This window comes from Streptomyces sp. NPDC058525, assembly GCF_042719495.1.
Lineage (GTDB): Bacteria > Actinomycetota > Actinomycetes > Streptomycetales > Streptomycetaceae > Streptomyces.
The window spans coordinates 32937-47455 of the sequence record NZ_JBHXNP010000045.1 but is presented as its reverse complement, the minus strand read 5'-3'; the positions used below and the strand labels follow the sequence as shown (position 1 = coordinate 47455).

Sequence of the window (14519 nt, the reverse complement as noted above, 5' to 3'; positions counted from 1 at the left end):
GGCTGGCGCCCCCGCGGATGCTGCGGTGCAGGTCACCGTGGGGGCGGGGGACGGTAAACGACCGGATTCGGACCCTGTCGGGGGGCCGCTCAGGGGTGGGTCATGCGCAGCACGTCCAGCGCCTCGTCGAGCTGTTCGAGGGTGAGCGCGCCGCGGTCGACGTAGCCGGACTCCAGGACGACCTCCCTGATCGTCTTCCGCTCGGCGAGGGACTTCTTGGCGACCTTGGCCGCTTCCTCGTAGCCGATGTACCGGTTCAGCGGGGTCACCACGGAGGGGGAGGATTCGGCGTACTCCCTGGCCCGCTCGGCATTGGCGGTGATCCCGTCCACCGTGCGGTCGGCCAGCAGGCGGCTCGCGTTGGCGAGCAGCCGGACCGATTCGAGGAGGTTGCGGGCCATCACGGGGAGCATCACATTGAGCTCGAAGTTGCCGGCCGCGCCCGCCACCGCGACGGTGGCGTCGTTGCCCGTCACCTGTGCGGCGACCATCAGGACGGCCTCGGGGACGACCGGATTGACCTTCCCGGGCATGATCGAGGATCCCGGTTGCAGATCCGGGAGATTGATTTCGGCCAATCCGGTGCGCGGGCCGGAGGCCATCCAGCGCAGATCGTTGCAGATCTTGGTGAGCGAGACGGCGATCGTACGGAGCATCCCCGAGGTCTCCACCAGCGCGTCCCGCGCCCCCTGGGCCTCGAAGTGGTCGCGGGCCTCGGTGAGCGGCAGCCCGGTGTCCGCGGCCACCTCGGCGATCACGGCTGCGGAGAACCCGGGCGGGGTGTTGATCCCGGTGCCCACCGCGGTGCCGCCCAGCGGCAGCTCGGCCAGCCGCGGCAGGGCCGCGCGCAGCCGTTCGACGCCGTAGCGGACCTGGGCGGCGTACCCGCCGAACTCCTGGCCCAGGGTGACCGGCGTGGCGTCCATCAGGTGTGTCCGGCCGGCCTTGACGACCTGCGCGAATTCGGCCGCCTTGCGCTCCAGCGCGGCGGCGAGGTGCTCCAGGGCCGGGATCAGGTCGCGGGTGACGGCGGCGGTGGCGGCGATGTGGATGGACGAGGGGAAGACGTCGTTGGAGCTCTGCGAGGCGTTGACGTGGTCGTTGGGGTGGACCTCCCGGCCCAGCCGCTCGGTGGCCAGGGTCGCGATCACCTCGTTGGCGTTCATGTTGGACGAGGTGCCCGAGCCGGTCTGGAAGACGTCGATGGGGAAGTGCTCGTCCCAGCGGCCCTCGGCGACCTCCTCGGCGGCGGACCGGATCGCCTCGGCGACGTCCTGCTCCACGACGCCGAGCCGTGCGTTGACCACGGCGGCCGCGGCCTTGACGCGGGCGAGCGCCTCGATGTGGGCGGGCTCCAGCCGCTGCCCGGAGATGGGGAAGTTCTCCACCGCGCGCTGGGTCTGAGCTCGCCATTTGGCGTGGGCGGGCACCCGTACGTCGCCCATGGAGTCGTGCTCGATCCGGAACGCTTCGGCCTGCTGCTGATCGGTCATTTTCGTGGCCTCCTCAAAAAGTTGAGCAATTGTCTTGTTCGAAGTGTTCCCAACTCCCCTACCGGCCAGTAAATACCGGGGGTAACACCGGCACTCGGGGAGGCGTTCATGACACGTGCACACAGGAAACCCAGGCTCAGATGTACCTTCGCCGCCATCGCGGCGGCCGCGGCCGCCCTCGGGGGCGTCACCGCCATCACCCCCACGGCCCACGCGGCGGTGCCCGCGGCAGCGGCGGCAGGGGCGGTGACCCCCCTCTCGCCCGAGCTGGAGGCGATCCGCGCGGCCGAGGCCGTCAGGATCTACGGCGACTCCGCCGTGCGCCCGCTCGCCGAGCGCAAGACCGGCCTGATCTCGCTGGGCGACAGCGAGATCTCCGGCGAGGGCGTCGGCAACTACGACCCCGCGACCAACACGCCGAACAACCAGTGCCACCGCTCGCCCGACGCGGCGATCCACCGCACCGGCATCCCGGCCGACCTCACCTTCAACGTCGCCTGCTCCGGCGGGTACACCGGCAACATCAGGATCGGCGGCAGCAAGCAGTACGCCGACGAGCTGGTCCAGAGCGACAGCCTGGCCATCAAGGCCCGCAACACGAAGATCAAGATGGTGCTGCTGGTCGCCGGGGCCAACGACGACCTGCAGTTCGGCCCGGTCATGACCGACTGCGTCACCCGCTGGGTGCTCAGCCAGGGCACCTGCGAGCCCAAGTACGCCCCCGGCTGGCAGGCGCGCGTCGACGGGCTGAAGCCCAAGGTCGAGGCCACCGTCGCCGACCTCAAGACGGTGATGCGCGGCGCCGGCTACGCCGACTCCGACTACAAGCTGGTCGTCATGGGCTACCCCAGCCCCATCGGTCCCGACTTCCACGACAACCCGAACTTCCCCGGCAAGCTGCCCGGCGGCTGCGCCGGCTACGACTCCGACGCCACCTGGGGCCGCAACTACGCGGTACCCACCTTCGAGAAGGGCATGCGCGCCGCGGCCCTCGCCTCCGGCGCCGTCTACCTGGACAACTCGCGGCTCTTCCACGGGCACGAGGTGTGCATGGAGGACACCTGGGCCCGCGGCCTCTACCTGGACCTCGCCGACCACTTCCCGTGGGACGAGAACACCGCCCGCCAGTCCTTCCACCCCAACTACCGGGGCCACGGCGCGTTCGCGTCCTGCCTGACCCAGCTCTACAACTCCGGCCTGCGCGAGGCCTCCTGCGCCGACCCCGCGAGCACCGGCACCCCCGTCCTCCAGGCCGGGGCCTGGGACGACAAGTTCAAGCCCCTGAAGAACGAGGCGACCGGCACCTGCCTCGACTCCAACGGCGGCTCCAGCGCCAATGAGACGGCCGTCCTGGGCTGGGACTGCCACGGCGGCCGCAACCAGGGCTGGTGGTACGACTCCGCCCGCAAGTCCGTCCACATCGAACTGACCCAGGACCGCTGCCTCGACGCCCCCGGCGCCAACTACGGCCCCGGCACCGGCCTGATCATCTGGAACTGCCACGGCGGCGCGAACCAGCAGTTCGTCCGCGACGGGGCCACCCTGCGCCCCGCGGCCTCCCCCGGCATGTGCCTGACGGTCGCCGCCGCCCGCGAGCCGCTGCGCCTGCAGACCTGCAACGGCTCGGCGAACCAGCGCTTCGCGTAACCCCGCCCCGATCCGCCCCTACGACCCCCCCACACCCGGCCGGCGCACCCCGGCCGGGTGTCACACGTCGCGCAGCAGCTTGCGCACATCCCTCGGCCGGTTGGTGATGATCGTGTCGACCCCGAGCCGCACGCACAGCTCGACGTCCTCCGCCTCGTCCACGGTCCACACCCGCACGGCCAGCCCCTTGGCCTTCAGCCGGGCCACCAGCCCCGGATCCCGCCGCACCAGGTCGATGCCGGGGCCCGCGTGGGTCGCGTACGGGGGCCGCACCGGGCGGACCGCACGCTCGATCAGGAACACGGTGGGCAGGCCGGGCGCGAGCCGGTGCATCCGCGTCAGCGCGGTCCGCGAGAAGCTCATCACCTCGACGCGGCCCGAGGCCCCGTCGGCCAGACCGTACTCCCGGAGCATCCGCACCAGCTCGGCCTCCAGCCGCCCGCCCGCGCGCGTCGGATGCTTGGTCTCGACCGCGAGCCCGACCGGCCGGGGCGCGGCCAGCGCCTCCCGCAGCAGGTCCTCGAAGAGCAGCACCCGGGCCCCGGCGTGCTCGGCCCCCTTCCACGCCCCGAAGTCGAGCGCGCGCAGCTCGTCGTAGGTCATCTCGGAGACGACCCCCCGCCCGTCGGAGGTCCGCTCGACCCGCCGGTCGTGCACGCACACCAGCCGCCGGTCGGCGGTGAGCCGCACATCGCACTCGAGCGCGTCCGCCCCGTCCTCGATCGCCTGCCGGTACGCGGCCATGGTGTGCTCGGGGTGCTGGTGGGAGGCCCCGCGATGGGCGACGACCCGCGTCGTGCGGGCGGAGCTGAGGGCGGACGTGGCTGTCATGCGGAAATCCTTGCGAGCCGGGGTGAACGACCACGTGCGGGCCTGTGTCCCCGACGTTAACCGTTCCGGGCCGCTGCGCGGGCAGGGCGGGGCCGGTCCCGGCGGTACCGGGCCACCCCCGTTGAGGCCCGGTACCTGCTGTTGCCGACGCCGTGACTACGGCTTCGGTTCCGGGGCCAGGGGGGCGGGGGTGACCTTGAAGCCGCCCTTGGTGACCTCGGTGAAGGGGGCCGGGGCCATGCAGGTGCCCACCGCGCCCTCGGCGACCGTGCCGTCCGGCTTCACGTCGACGTTGGCGACGCCCCAGGAGAACCCGACGCGGTCCGGCTCGCCGTGCCGGCCGTCCTGGACGCTGATGCCGATGCGCTTGCCGTCCCAGCCGACGTTCGAGTTCTTGACCACGGCGGTGAGGGTGGCGGTCCTGCCGCCCGTGACCAGGCAGTCCACCTCCGCCTCGGCCGTGGCGGTGAAGCCGGTCTCCGTGTAGTGGTGCGAGATGGTCACCCGGCCCCGCGCGTCCGTCGGCAGGCCCTTCTCGCCCCCCGGGGCCGGGAACGGCCTGGTCCACGGGGTCGACACGGCGTCGACCGTGAAGCGGATGTCGTCCTTGGCGGAGTACGGGAAGAGGATCGTGCCGCCCCCGTGCACGGCGGCGGGCTTCGGCGCGGCAGCCGGCGCGGCCGGGGCGGGACCCGCGGCGATCAGCGTGGCCGCGAGGGCGGCGGCGGTTCCGGCGAGGATGAGGACGCGCTTACGGTTCTTCATCGTGAACTCCCGTGTTCCAAGGGCTGTTTGGTTACGGGAACAGCCTCGCCGGGAGCCCGCCCGCCGGCCATCTGCCGATGGGCGGATATGCCCGAGGGCCCCTCCCCCGAACGGGGGAGGGGCCCTCGGCGCGCGTGCCTACAGACCCGGGCCGCGCACCGGGATGTGGGTGAACGTCGGCTCGGGGGCCGGGTTCTGGAAGAACAACGCGATGAAAAAGGGCGATGTCCCAGAACCCTCGGAGAAATCGGCCGTGACCGGCGTTCATGCCCGTGTGCGTCATGCACTGCCTGTCTACCTCGGCCACATCGGGGCCGGGCGTAGCAGCCCAGCCACATCCCGGGTGCAGGCAGTTTGCAGCCACATTGGGCGGAGTTTCGGGGTCTCTGATGATCCGGTGTTCTGTATGCCGGATGACTGAGCGCGTCATCGACGCGTCCCGTCTGCATTGACGCACCGGATGTGCCAGTAGGCGACTTTCGGCGGGCCGTCCTTCTGGCCGAGCGTTCCCCGCCGGGCGAGCTGGTGCAGAGGGATCGGCATGCTGCACGATGGGCACGTCTCGCGCTTTTCGGTGAACGTCGCGTACTCGAACGTGTCTGCCCTGGTTGCCATTTCGCACCCCTCGCCACTTTGGGAATCGACACCCAATGGTGTCTAGGTGTGGGGCCAGGTTCTAGCCGGTTTCCTGTTCGCGCAAAAGCTCGTCTCGGATGCCGTCGAGCATGGCACGCATGGAATCTCCGGATAGCGCTGTTGAGGCAAACCCCTCAAATTTGTGCAGATACAGCGAAACGTCTCTGGGATCGGTCACGACGATTTCCGCGTGAACGGTTTCGACGGTGACCGTCCTGTCATCCCGGATGACAAACGCATGATTGGCTACATCCTGCTGTCTCCCCGACAGGGGGACGACGCGAATGTCTATGTTGGGCAGCCGTGAAAGTGATACAAGCCGATCGATCTGTTCCGCCATCCTGGCGGCTGACACGATGCGCCACCGCAATACGGACTCGGTAATGATGAAATGGAGCTGCTTGGTCGGGTCATAGAGAGCCTGTTGGCGTTCTATCCGGGCACTGATGGTTCGAGTTAGAACATCCTCGCCGAGGTCGTGCCGAGACAGAATCGCTCGAATGTATTCAGGGGTTTGTAGTAGGCCAGGGATCAAAGCTGGCTGGAAGAGCCGCAGCAATGTCATTTGAGCCTCTAGGGCTCTCGTCTGCTGCTGCGCCTTATGCACTCCCATACGGCGGATGAAGCGCCAGGCTGTGGCCTCTGTTGCTGCTGCTCTGACAGCTTCTAGGTATTCTTCCTTGACTTCATCTGAAACGCCGATGGCTGTGAGGATGCGCTCAACGTCCACGACAGACGGGGCAACCTTGGCCGTTTCAATTTTGCTCAACTTGCTTGCAGACATGACGGAGCTACGGGCGACGGCTTTTGCTTCCTTCCCGGATGCCTGCCTAAGCGCCCGCAGTGCGGCCCCTAGCTGTCCCTTGTTCACTCCCCGTACTTCGCCCACCATTCAGAGAATGGCTCGGCATGTGCCATAGCCGTGTCCCGGTAGGCGCGGAATTCCTCCGCACGCTCACCGGACAGGACGTCGGCCCCGAGAAATGCCCCATCTTCCGAATAGCTCATCACCGCTGGCGTCAAGCCATCCATCTGCCAGAAATCTGGAACCCCTTCTAGGGGGTTCGGCCGTTCGGTGATGTCGAGAATGAAGAACTCTTCGCCACCCGTAGCGTTCTTGTGGTAGCCCCAGCCCAGTTCGAACCGTAGATACGGCGTGAGAGGGCGCGAGAGAACGTGCACGCGATAGATGCGCCTGCCATTGCTGATGTGAGAACGAAGTTCTGACACCCAGGCTTCGTTGTAGTCGGCCGGCTGAGGGTCGCCGGCAAGGAATGCCTGATAGGCATCCACGTTTCCCGACTTGCTGTAATCGTCCAGCGTCTCCAGACGGAATGCTTCCCGCTGAAAGGTGTCGAACAGTTCACCCAAAGTCTTAGAAGCCACGAAGGCCCTTCCGGATGAGATCGAAGATCAGTTGCTCCGGGATCTCGACCACGGTTTCGTGCGCGGGAATGTCGAGCCCGTGATCTGTCGGGGTCTCGCCCTGGACCAGCAGCGTGCCCCTGTCGGTCGCATAGATGGTCGGGCAGTCCTTCAGGTCACACGTGCTGACGAGCTTGGTCACCTTCACGGGGTACCCCTCCCGACGTGCTGCGTGGTGTCTTGTCCGATGCTTCCGACCAACTCCCCTCAAGCGCAAGGGGTTCGAGTTTCCAAGACGGGAAACCGGAAGCGCCGAGGTCGCTCGCTACCCTCGGCGCGTGGCCGTGCGGCCCGCTGAGGACCGGGAAGGGCCGGTACGGCAAGAGCCCCCGGCGGTTGGCGCCGGGGGCTCTCTGGGGGGAGTGCTGGGTTACGCCAGACCCGGGCCGCGCACCGGGATGTGGGTGAACGTCGGCTCCGGGGCCGGGTTCTGGAAGAAGTCGTTGCCCTTGTCGTCGACCACGATGAAGGCCGGGAAGTCCTCGACCTCGATCTTCCAGACCGCCTCCATGCCGAGCTCCTCGTACTCCAGGACCTCGACCTTCTTGATGCAGTCCTGTGCCAGCCGCGCCGCCGGGCCGCCGATCGAGCCCAGGTAGAAGCCGCCGTGCGCACCGCACGCGTCCGTCACCTGCTGCGAGCGGTTGCCCTTGGCCAGCATGACCTTGGAGCCGCCCGCCGCCTGGAACTGCTCGACGTACGAGTCCATGCGGCCGGCCGTGGTCGGGCCGAAGGAGCCCGAGGCGTAGCCCTCGGGGGTCTTCGCGGGGCCGGCGTAGTAGACCGGGTGGTCCTTCAGGTACTGCGGCATCGGAGCGCCCGAGTCCAGCAGCTCCTTGATCTTGGCGTGCGCGATGTCGCGCGCCACGACCAGCGGGCCGGTCAGGGACAGGCGGGTCTTGACCGGGTGCTTGGTCAGCGTCGCCAGGATCTCGTCCATCGGCTGGTTCAGGTCGATCGAGACGACGTCCGAGGCCTCGGACAGGTGCTCGTCGGTGGTCTCCGGCAGGAAGCGCGCCGGGTCCGTCTCCAGCTGCTCCAGGAAGACGCCCTCCGCGGTGATCTTCGCGGTCGCCTGGCGGTCCGCGGAGCAGGACACGGCGATGGCGACGGGCAGCGACGCGCCGTGGCGCGGGAGGCGGACGACGCGGACGTCGTGGCAGAAGTACTTGCCGCCGAACTGCGCGCCGATGCCGATCTTCTGCGTCAGCTCGAAGACCTTCTCCTCCAGGTCGAGGTCGCGGAAGCCGTGGCCTGTCGCGGAGCCCTCGGTCGGCAGCTCGTCCAGGTAGTGCGCCGAGGCGTACTTGGCGGTCTTCAGCGCGTGCTCGGCCGAGGTGCCGCCGACCACGATCGCCAGGTGGTAGGGCGGGCAGGCCGCCGTACCGAGCGAGCGGATCTTCTCCTCCAGGAACTTCATCATGGAGGCCTCGTTGAGGACCGCCTTGGTCTCCTGGTAGAGGAAGGACTTGTTGGCCGAGCCGCCGCCCTTGGCCATGAAGAGGAACTTGTACGCGCCGCCGTCCGTCGCGTACAGCTCGATCTGCGCGGGCAGGTTCGAGCCGGTGTTCTTCTCCTCCCACATGGTGAGCGGGGCCATCTGCGAGTAGCGCAGGTTCAGCCGCGTGTAGGCGTCGTAGATGCCGCGCGAGAGCGCCGCCTCGTCGCCGCCCTCGGTGAGCACGTTCTGGCCGCGCTTGCCCATCACGATCGCCGTGCCCGTGTCCTGGCACATCGGCAGGACCCCGGCCGCCGCGATGTTCGCGTTCTTCAGCAGGTCCAGGGCCACGAACTTGTCGTTCGACGAGGCCTCGGGGTCGTCGATGATCCGGCGCAGCTGCGCGAGGTGCGCGGGGCGCAGGAAGTGCTGGATGTCGTGGATGGCCTCTTCGGCGAGCTTGCGCAGCGCCTCCGGCTCGACCTTGAGGAACGTACGGCCGTCCGCCTCGAAGGTGGACACGCCCTCGGCGGTCACCAGCCGGTAGGGGGTGGTGTCCTCGCCCAGGGGCAGCAGATCGGTGTACGCGAACGCCGGGCCGGCGGGGCGGGAGCTAAGGGACATGGGGTGCAATCCTCACTCGGCAGACAGCACTGACGACCAATTGGCAGCGCAGTCCACCAGCGTAGAACCTCCCGGCGTGCCCGTGTCTGTGAGGTAAGGCTCACTCAGCAGTATCGCGATCTATCGTGTCTCGCTATGCTGGGTCGCGTGGACCTGGAAAAGCAACCCGCCGCCCCCGCCCCCGCGCCGGTTCCCACCCCCGCGGGGTCCGAACTGCGCGCCTCCGACGCCGACCGCGACCGGATCGCGCAGATCCTCGCCGACGCCGTCGCCGAGGGCCGGCTGACCGCCGAGGAGCACTCCGAGCGCCTGGACTCGCTGTATGCCGTCAAGACGGTGGGCGAGCTGGACGTGCTCGTACGGGACCTTCCCGCGCCGGGCACCGGCCACACCTCCGCCCTTGGCGTGCCCGCGTACGCGGCCCACACCGCGGCCGCGGGCCAGGCCGAGACGGTCGTCGCCGTGTGCAGCAGCTCCGCCCGCAAGGGCCGCTGGCGTCCCGGGGCCCTCACCCGTGCGGTCTCGGTCATGGGCGACATCAGCATCGACCTCACCGAGGCGGTCTTCGAGCAGCAGGTCACCGAGATCAACGTGACGTGCATCCTCGGGAACGTCGAGGTCGTGGTCCCGGAGAACGTCACCCTGCGCGGCTACGGAAGCGGGGTCCTCGGCAACTTCGAGGTGCGCGGCCAGGGCCGCGGCGCGACGGACCCGCAGGCCCCGGTCGTGATCGTCCGCGGCTTCGCCCTGCTGGGCAACATCGAGGCACGGCCCAAACTCGGCGCCCGGCTGGTCGATCTCGCCGACCGGATGCGCAAGCGGCTCGGCGGCTGAGGCGGCCGGAACGGGCCCGTCGCGGGGGTCGCGTTTCGGACGAACCCCCGGCGCCCGGTGGCACCCAGTGCATAGGGGCGCGTGCAGCGGGTAGGGACAGGTGCATCGTCTCTCGCTCGCGTACCCGTCGTCAGGAGTAGACCGTGCCGCATCCGCCGCATCAGTCCCTGAAGGTTGCCGTCGTGCCGAAGCCGCGGGTGCCGGCGAGGGCTGAGGACGGTCCATGGCATGCGGAGGCGGTGTGCCGCCGCGATGAGGCGGGCCTGTTCTTCGCGCCCTCCAAGGAGCCCACGGCGGCCCGGCTCTCCCGCGAGGAGGCCGCCAAGCGCGTCTGTGCCCGCTGCCCGGTGATGGTCGCCTGCCGGGAGCACGCCCTGCTCCAGCCCGAGCCGTACGGCGTCTGGGGCGGCCTCACCGCCGCCGAGCGCCGGGTGGTCCTGGCGCGGATGCGGCGCAGGTCGGCCGAACTGCGCCAGGCCCCCGGAGCGGGGCCGATCGCCGCAGCCGGCTGAGCCGGCCTCCTGCCGCGGCACAGCGGGGGACGCGACGTCCGCGGACATGCGAGAGGGGCGGTCACCGCCGCACACGGTGACCGCCCCTCTCGCGCTGCCGCGCCGGAGACTACTGGGCGCGGTCGAAGTCGATCGCGCTGTAGGCGCGCAGCTTCGACAGGCGGTGCGTCGAGTCGATCTGCCGGATCGTGCCCGACTTCGAGCGCATGACCAGCGAGGACGTGGTCGCGGTCTCCGAGCGGTAGTGGACGCCGCGCAGCAGCTCGCCGTCCGTGATGCCGGTGGCGACGAAGAAGACGTTCTCGCCGGACACCAGGTCGTTCGTGTGCAGGACGCGGTCCAGGTCGTGGCCCGCCTCGATGGCCTTCTGGCGCTCGGCGTCGTCCTTGGGCCACAGCTTGCCCTGGATGGTGCCGCCAAGGCACTTTATGGCGCAGGCCGAGATGATGCCCTCGGGCGTGCCGCCGATGCCGAGGAGCAGGTCCACGCCGGTGCCCTCGCGCACCGCCATGACCGAGCCCGCGACGTCGCCGTCCGAGATGAACTTGATCCGGGCGCCCGTCTCGCGGATCTCCTTGACGATGCCCTCGTGGCGGGGGCGGTCCAGGATGACGACGGTGACGTCCTCGACGGCCATGTTCTTGGCCTTGGCGACCCGGCGGATGTTCACCGAAGCGGGGGCGGTGATGTCGACGAAGTCGGCGGCCTCGGGGCCCGTGACCAGCTTGTCCATGTAGAAGACCGCGGACGGGTCGAACATGGTGCCGCGGTCGGCGGCGGCCAGCACGGCGATGGCGTTGGGCATGCCCTTGGCGTTCAGGGTGGTGCCGTCGATCGGGTCCACGGCGATGTCGACCTCGGCGCCGGTGCCGTCACCGACCCGCTCGCCGTTGAACAGCATCGGGGCTTCGTCCTTCTCGCCCTCGCCGATGACGACGACGCCGTTCATCGAGACGGTGGAGATCAGGGTGCGCATCGCGTTGACCGCGGCGGCGTCCGCGCCGATCTTGTCGCCGCGTCCGACCCACCGGCCGGCGGCCATGGCGGCGGCCTCGGTGACCCGTACGAGTTCCAGGGCGAGGTTGCGGTCGGGGGCCTCCGGAGAGACTTCGAGCTGGGGCGGCAGGTTGTGCTCGGTCATCGGAGCGCACCTTTCTGTACGGCGACGGCCGGGAAGTGAGGGTGCTGGAACTCTATCGGTACGTCGACATATTGAGCAGAGCGGGTCACGTATGAGCGGAATATCGGTCAGCCGATTGGCCTGAGCGGACGTCTTGCCAGCCGGGCGGGCGCGCCGCGCCGCCCGGTGGGGCCACCCCGGCGGAGATCGCTCCCGCGCATGCGGGACGATGGTGCCGTGGCAGGTATGAAAGGCAAGCAGACGGTCTGGGACATGGTCCGGTCGCTGGCGGTGATCGGCCTCGTGGTCGCGGGGATCTACATCTTCGTCCCGCACGACGAGGACGCCGATCCGACGCGCACGGTCGACTACCGGGTGGAGACGATCACGGCGCGGCGCGCCGCCCCGTACCCCGTGGCCGCCCCGGTGGGGCTGCCGGCGGAGTGGCGGGCGACCTCGGTGACGTACCAGCGCAAGGACTCCCACGCCTGGCACCTGGGCTTCCAGGACCCGGACCGGCAGTACGTGTCGGTGGAGCAGTCCGTGGACACCTCCGCCAAGTACATCGGCGCGGTCACCCAGCGGGCGAAGCCCACCGGGCAGACCCAGCAGGTCGGCGACGCGGTGTGGGAGCGCTGGGACGGCGAGAAGTACGACGCCCTGGTGAAGCAGGAGCAGGGCTACGTCACGGTGGTCACCGGGACGGCCTCCTTCGAGCAGCTCGGGACCATGGCCGCCGCGCTGGAGTTCAAGCAGGGCCAGCAGGGCACGTAAGGCCCGCAGGCCCGCAGGCCCGCAGGCCCGCAGGGCACGTAGGGCCCAGCCCTTCGGCTACAGGCACGCGCACAACGGCAACGGCCGCGCCCCCGGGATCCGGGGGGCGCGGCCGTTGCCGTTGCGCGTGGGGTGCGGGGCGGCTCAGACGGTGGTGACGACCTCGTCGAACGCCAGGCGCGGGGAGCGCGGGAACCAGGCGTCCTCGCCCGGCTTGCCGATGTTGACGATCATCAGCGGGGTGTGGTCGGCGTCCAGGAACTCCTTCTGGATGCCGCCGAGGTCGGCGCCGGTCATCGGACCCGCGGCCAGGCCGGCGGCGCGGACGCCGACGATGAAGTAGGCGGCCTGCAGCGCGGCGTTGAGCAGGGCGGACTGCTCGCGGACCGGGCGCTCGGCGAAGAACATGTCCTTGGCCTGCGGGAAGTGCGGCAGCAGCGCCGGGAGCTCCTCGTGGAACTCGTTGTCCGCGGAGAGGATCGCGACCAGCGGCGCGGCGGCGGTCTTGGCCTGGTTGCCCTCGGCCAGGTGCTTCACGAGGCGCTCGCGGGCCTCGGGGGAGCGGACCAGGGTGATGCGCAGCGGGGTCTGGTTGAAGGCGGTGGGGCCGAACTTCACCAGGTCGTAGATGGCCTGCACCTGCTCCTCGGTGACCGGCTCGTCGGTGAACGAGTTGGCCGTGCGGGCCTCGCGGAACAGCAGGTCCTGCGCGGCGGAGTCAAGAACGAGAGACATCGGAAAGCCTTCTTCCATACGTGGGTGAAGCGATGTCCCAGACTCTACGGCGAAAGTAGGTGAACTTTCAACTAAATCACCGCGGGGTGATCGGGATCACTCGGGCCGCTCGATCGCCCGGGCCGCTCGATCACCCGATCACCCGATCCCCCGATCACTCGTCGCCGTCCGCCGCGTCCCGCGCCGCGAGCGCCGAGTCCAGCCGGGCCCTGGCCCCCTCCAGCCAGTGCCGGCACACCTTCGCCAGCTCCTCGCCGCGCTCCCAGAGCGCCAGGGAGTCCTCGAGCGAGGTCCCGCCGGCCTCCAGCTTGCGGACGACCTCGATGAGCTCGTCGCGGGCCTGCTCGTAGCCCAGCGCCGTTTCGGCCTCTGCCATTCCCTGATCCACCTTATGTGTGTAGTGCAACGACTTGATTGCGGCAGTGTGTCGCCGTGCCGGGGCTATTCGGGGCCGGCGACCCGTACGGAGAACTCCCCCTCCGCGACCCGCGCCCGCAGCACCTCGCCCTCCGCGACCTCCTCCGGCGCGCGCACCACGTGCCCGTCGGCCCGCTGGAGCACCGCGTACCCCCGCTCCAGCGTCGCCGCCGGCGACAGCGCCACCACCCGCGCGAGGGTGTGCGCGAGCTCCGAGTCCGCCCGGTCCAGCAGATGGCCCAGCGTCCGCCTGCTGCGCCCGAGCAGCGCCTCCAGCTCGTCCTCGCGGGTCTCCACCATCCGCTGCGGGTGGACGAACACCGGCCGGGCCAGCGCGTGCGCGAGGCCGCGCTCCTCCCGGTCCAGCAGCCCGCTCACCGCCCGCAGCCCGCGGCCCTGGAGCTGGCGCACCCGCTCCAGCTCCTCGCCGACGTCGGGCACCACCTTCTTGGCCGCGTCCGTGGGCGTGGAGGCCCGCAGGTCCGCGACCAGGTCCAGCAGCGGGGAGTCCGGCTCGTGGCCGATCGCCGAGACCACCGGGGTACGGGCCGCCGCGACCGCCCGTACGACCTCCTCGTCGGAGAAGGGCAGCAGGTCCTCCACGCTGCCGCCGCCCCGCGCCACGATGATCACGTCGACCTCGTCGAGGGCGTCGAGCTCCTTGACCGCCTGCACCACCTGGGGCACCGCGTGCACCCCCTGCACGGCCACGTTGCGCACCTCGAAGCGGACCGCGGGCCAGCGCCGCCGGGCGTTCTCCAGTACGTCCCGCTCGGCCGCCGAGGCCCTGCCCACCACCAGCCCGATCAGCTGCGGCAGGAAGGGCAGCGGCTTCTTGCGGTCCAGGGCGAACAGGCCCTCCGAGGCCAGCGAGCGCTTCAGCCGCTCCAGCCGGGCCAGCAGCTCCCCGATGCCGACCGGCCGTATCTCCGTGGCCCGCAGGGACAGCTGCCCGCGCGGGGCGTACCACTCGGGCTTGGCCAGCAGGACGACGCGCGCACCCTCCGACACCACGTCCGCGACCTCGTCGAAGACCTGGCGGAAGCAGGTCACGCTGACCGAGATGTCGTGCGAGGGGTCGCGCAGCGTCAGGAAGACCACCCCCGCCCCCGGCCGCCGCGAGAGCTGCGTGATCTGCCCCTCCACCCACACCTGGCCGAGCCGCTCGATCCAGCCCCCGATGAGCCGGGACACCTGGCCTACCGGCAGCGGCGCCTCGGCCGACGTATTCAGACCCATGTACGCAGGCTAGCGGGCCGCACTGACAG

At 69.9% G+C, this 14519-nt stretch carries 15 protein-coding genes; 4 read left to right on the top strand and 11 right to left on the bottom strand.

Going from position 1 to position 14519, the window contains the following annotated elements; genetic code table 11:
* Window positions 1-89: 89 nt before the first annotated feature.
* A complete protein-coding gene (locus ACFWP3_RS21555) occupies window positions 90-1493 on the bottom strand; it encodes a class II fumarate hydratase (RefSeq protein WP_384223412.1) in 1404 nt (467 codons plus the stop codon).
* A 108-nt stretch (window positions 1494-1601) separates the two neighbouring features.
* Here ACFWP3_RS21555 and ACFWP3_RS21550 point away from each other — a divergent pair, with 108 nt between their 5' ends.
* A complete protein-coding gene (locus ACFWP3_RS21550) occupies window positions 1602-3140 on the top strand; it encodes a ricin-type beta-trefoil lectin domain protein (protein WP_384223409.1) in 1539 nt (512 codons plus the stop codon).
* Window positions 3141-3200: 60 nt separating this feature from the next.
* Here the strand turns inward: ACFWP3_RS21550 and ACFWP3_RS21545 are convergent, their stop codons facing one another.
* The 6 genes from ACFWP3_RS21545 to ACFWP3_RS21520 form a co-directional block, all read right to left on the bottom strand.
* Window positions 3201-3971 (bottom strand): glycerophosphodiester phosphodiesterase, encoded by a 771-nt coding sequence (locus tag ACFWP3_RS21545; protein WP_384223407.1) that lies wholly within the window; start codon window positions 3969-3971, stop codon window positions 3201-3203.
* A gap of 156 nt (window positions 3972-4127) precedes the next feature.
* Window positions 4128-4736, bottom strand: coding sequence for a hypothetical protein (locus ACFWP3_RS21540; RefSeq protein ID WP_384223405.1), 609 nt, complete (start codon window positions 4734-4736; stop codon window positions 4128-4130).
* A 676-nt stretch (window positions 4737-5412) separates the two neighbouring features.
* Window positions 5413-6243, bottom strand: coding sequence for a helix-turn-helix domain-containing protein (locus ACFWP3_RS21535; RefSeq protein WP_384223402.1), 831 nt, complete (start codon window positions 6241-6243; stop codon window positions 5413-5415).
* Entirely contained in the window at window positions 6240-6758 is a 519-nt protein-coding gene (locus ACFWP3_RS21530) for a DUF6879 family protein (protein WP_384223400.1), read from the bottom strand. The genes ACFWP3_RS21535 and ACFWP3_RS21530 overlap by 4 nt, the downstream gene beginning before the upstream one ends.
* A complete protein-coding gene (locus tag ACFWP3_RS21525) occupies window positions 6748-6945 on the bottom strand; it encodes a hypothetical protein (protein WP_384223397.1) in 198 nt (65 codons plus the stop codon). Before ACFWP3_RS21525 ends, ACFWP3_RS21530 begins: the two co-directional genes overlap by 11 nt.
* 222 nt (window positions 6946-7167) lie before the next feature.
* Window positions 7168-8859 carry a fumarate hydratase gene (locus tag ACFWP3_RS21520; protein WP_384223394.1) on the bottom strand — a complete coding sequence of 564 codons (1692 nt, stop codon included), beginning with the start codon at window positions 8857-8859 and terminating at the stop codon, window positions 7168-7170.
* Window positions 8860-9006: 147 nt separating this feature from the next.
* Here ACFWP3_RS21520 and ACFWP3_RS21515 point away from each other — a divergent pair, with 147 nt between their 5' ends.
* Together ACFWP3_RS21515 and ACFWP3_RS21510 are read left to right on the top strand one after the other, a co-directional pair.
* A complete protein-coding gene (locus tag ACFWP3_RS21515) occupies window positions 9007-9693 on the top strand; it encodes a DUF1707 domain-containing protein (RefSeq protein ID WP_384223391.1) in 687 nt (228 codons plus the stop codon).
* A 143-nt stretch (window positions 9694-9836) separates the two neighbouring features.
* Window positions 9837-10205 carry a WhiB family transcriptional regulator gene (locus ACFWP3_RS21510; RefSeq protein WP_384223389.1) on the top strand — a complete coding sequence of 123 codons (369 nt, stop codon included), beginning with the start codon at window positions 9837-9839 and terminating at the stop codon, window positions 10203-10205.
* Between the two features lie 109 nt (window positions 10206-10314).
* Here ACFWP3_RS21510 and glpX read toward each other — a convergent pair whose 3' ends face one another.
* Window positions 10315-11346, bottom strand: a complete 1032-nt coding sequence (gene glpX / locus ACFWP3_RS21505) for a class II fructose-bisphosphatase (protein ID WP_384223386.1) — start codon at window positions 11344-11346, stop codon at window positions 10315-10317.
* 225 nt (window positions 11347-11571) lie between these two features.
* On the opposite strand from glpX, the gene ACFWP3_RS21500 reads away from it, so the two are divergent.
* Window positions 11572-12099 (top strand): DUF4245 domain-containing protein, encoded by a 528-nt coding sequence (locus ACFWP3_RS21500; protein WP_384223461.1) that lies wholly within the window; start codon window positions 11572-11574, stop codon window positions 12097-12099.
* Between the two features lie 144 nt (window positions 12100-12243).
* Here the strand turns inward: ACFWP3_RS21500 and ACFWP3_RS21495 are convergent, their stop codons facing one another.
* The 3 genes from ACFWP3_RS21495 to xseA form a co-directional block, all read right to left on the bottom strand.
* Entirely contained in the window at window positions 12244-12834 is a 591-nt protein-coding gene (locus ACFWP3_RS21495) for a malonic semialdehyde reductase (protein WP_384223383.1), read from the bottom strand.
* A gap of 154 nt (window positions 12835-12988) precedes the next feature.
* Window positions 12989-13210, bottom strand: coding sequence for an exodeoxyribonuclease VII small subunit (locus ACFWP3_RS21490; RefSeq protein WP_384223380.1), 222 nt, complete (start codon window positions 13208-13210; stop codon window positions 12989-12991).
* Window positions 13211-13275: 65 nt separating this feature from the next.
* A complete protein-coding gene (gene xseA / locus ACFWP3_RS21485; RefSeq protein ID WP_384223377.1) occupies window positions 13276-14490 on the bottom strand; it encodes an exodeoxyribonuclease VII large subunit in 1215 nt (404 codons plus the stop codon).
* Window positions 14491-14519: the final 29 nt, after the last annotated feature.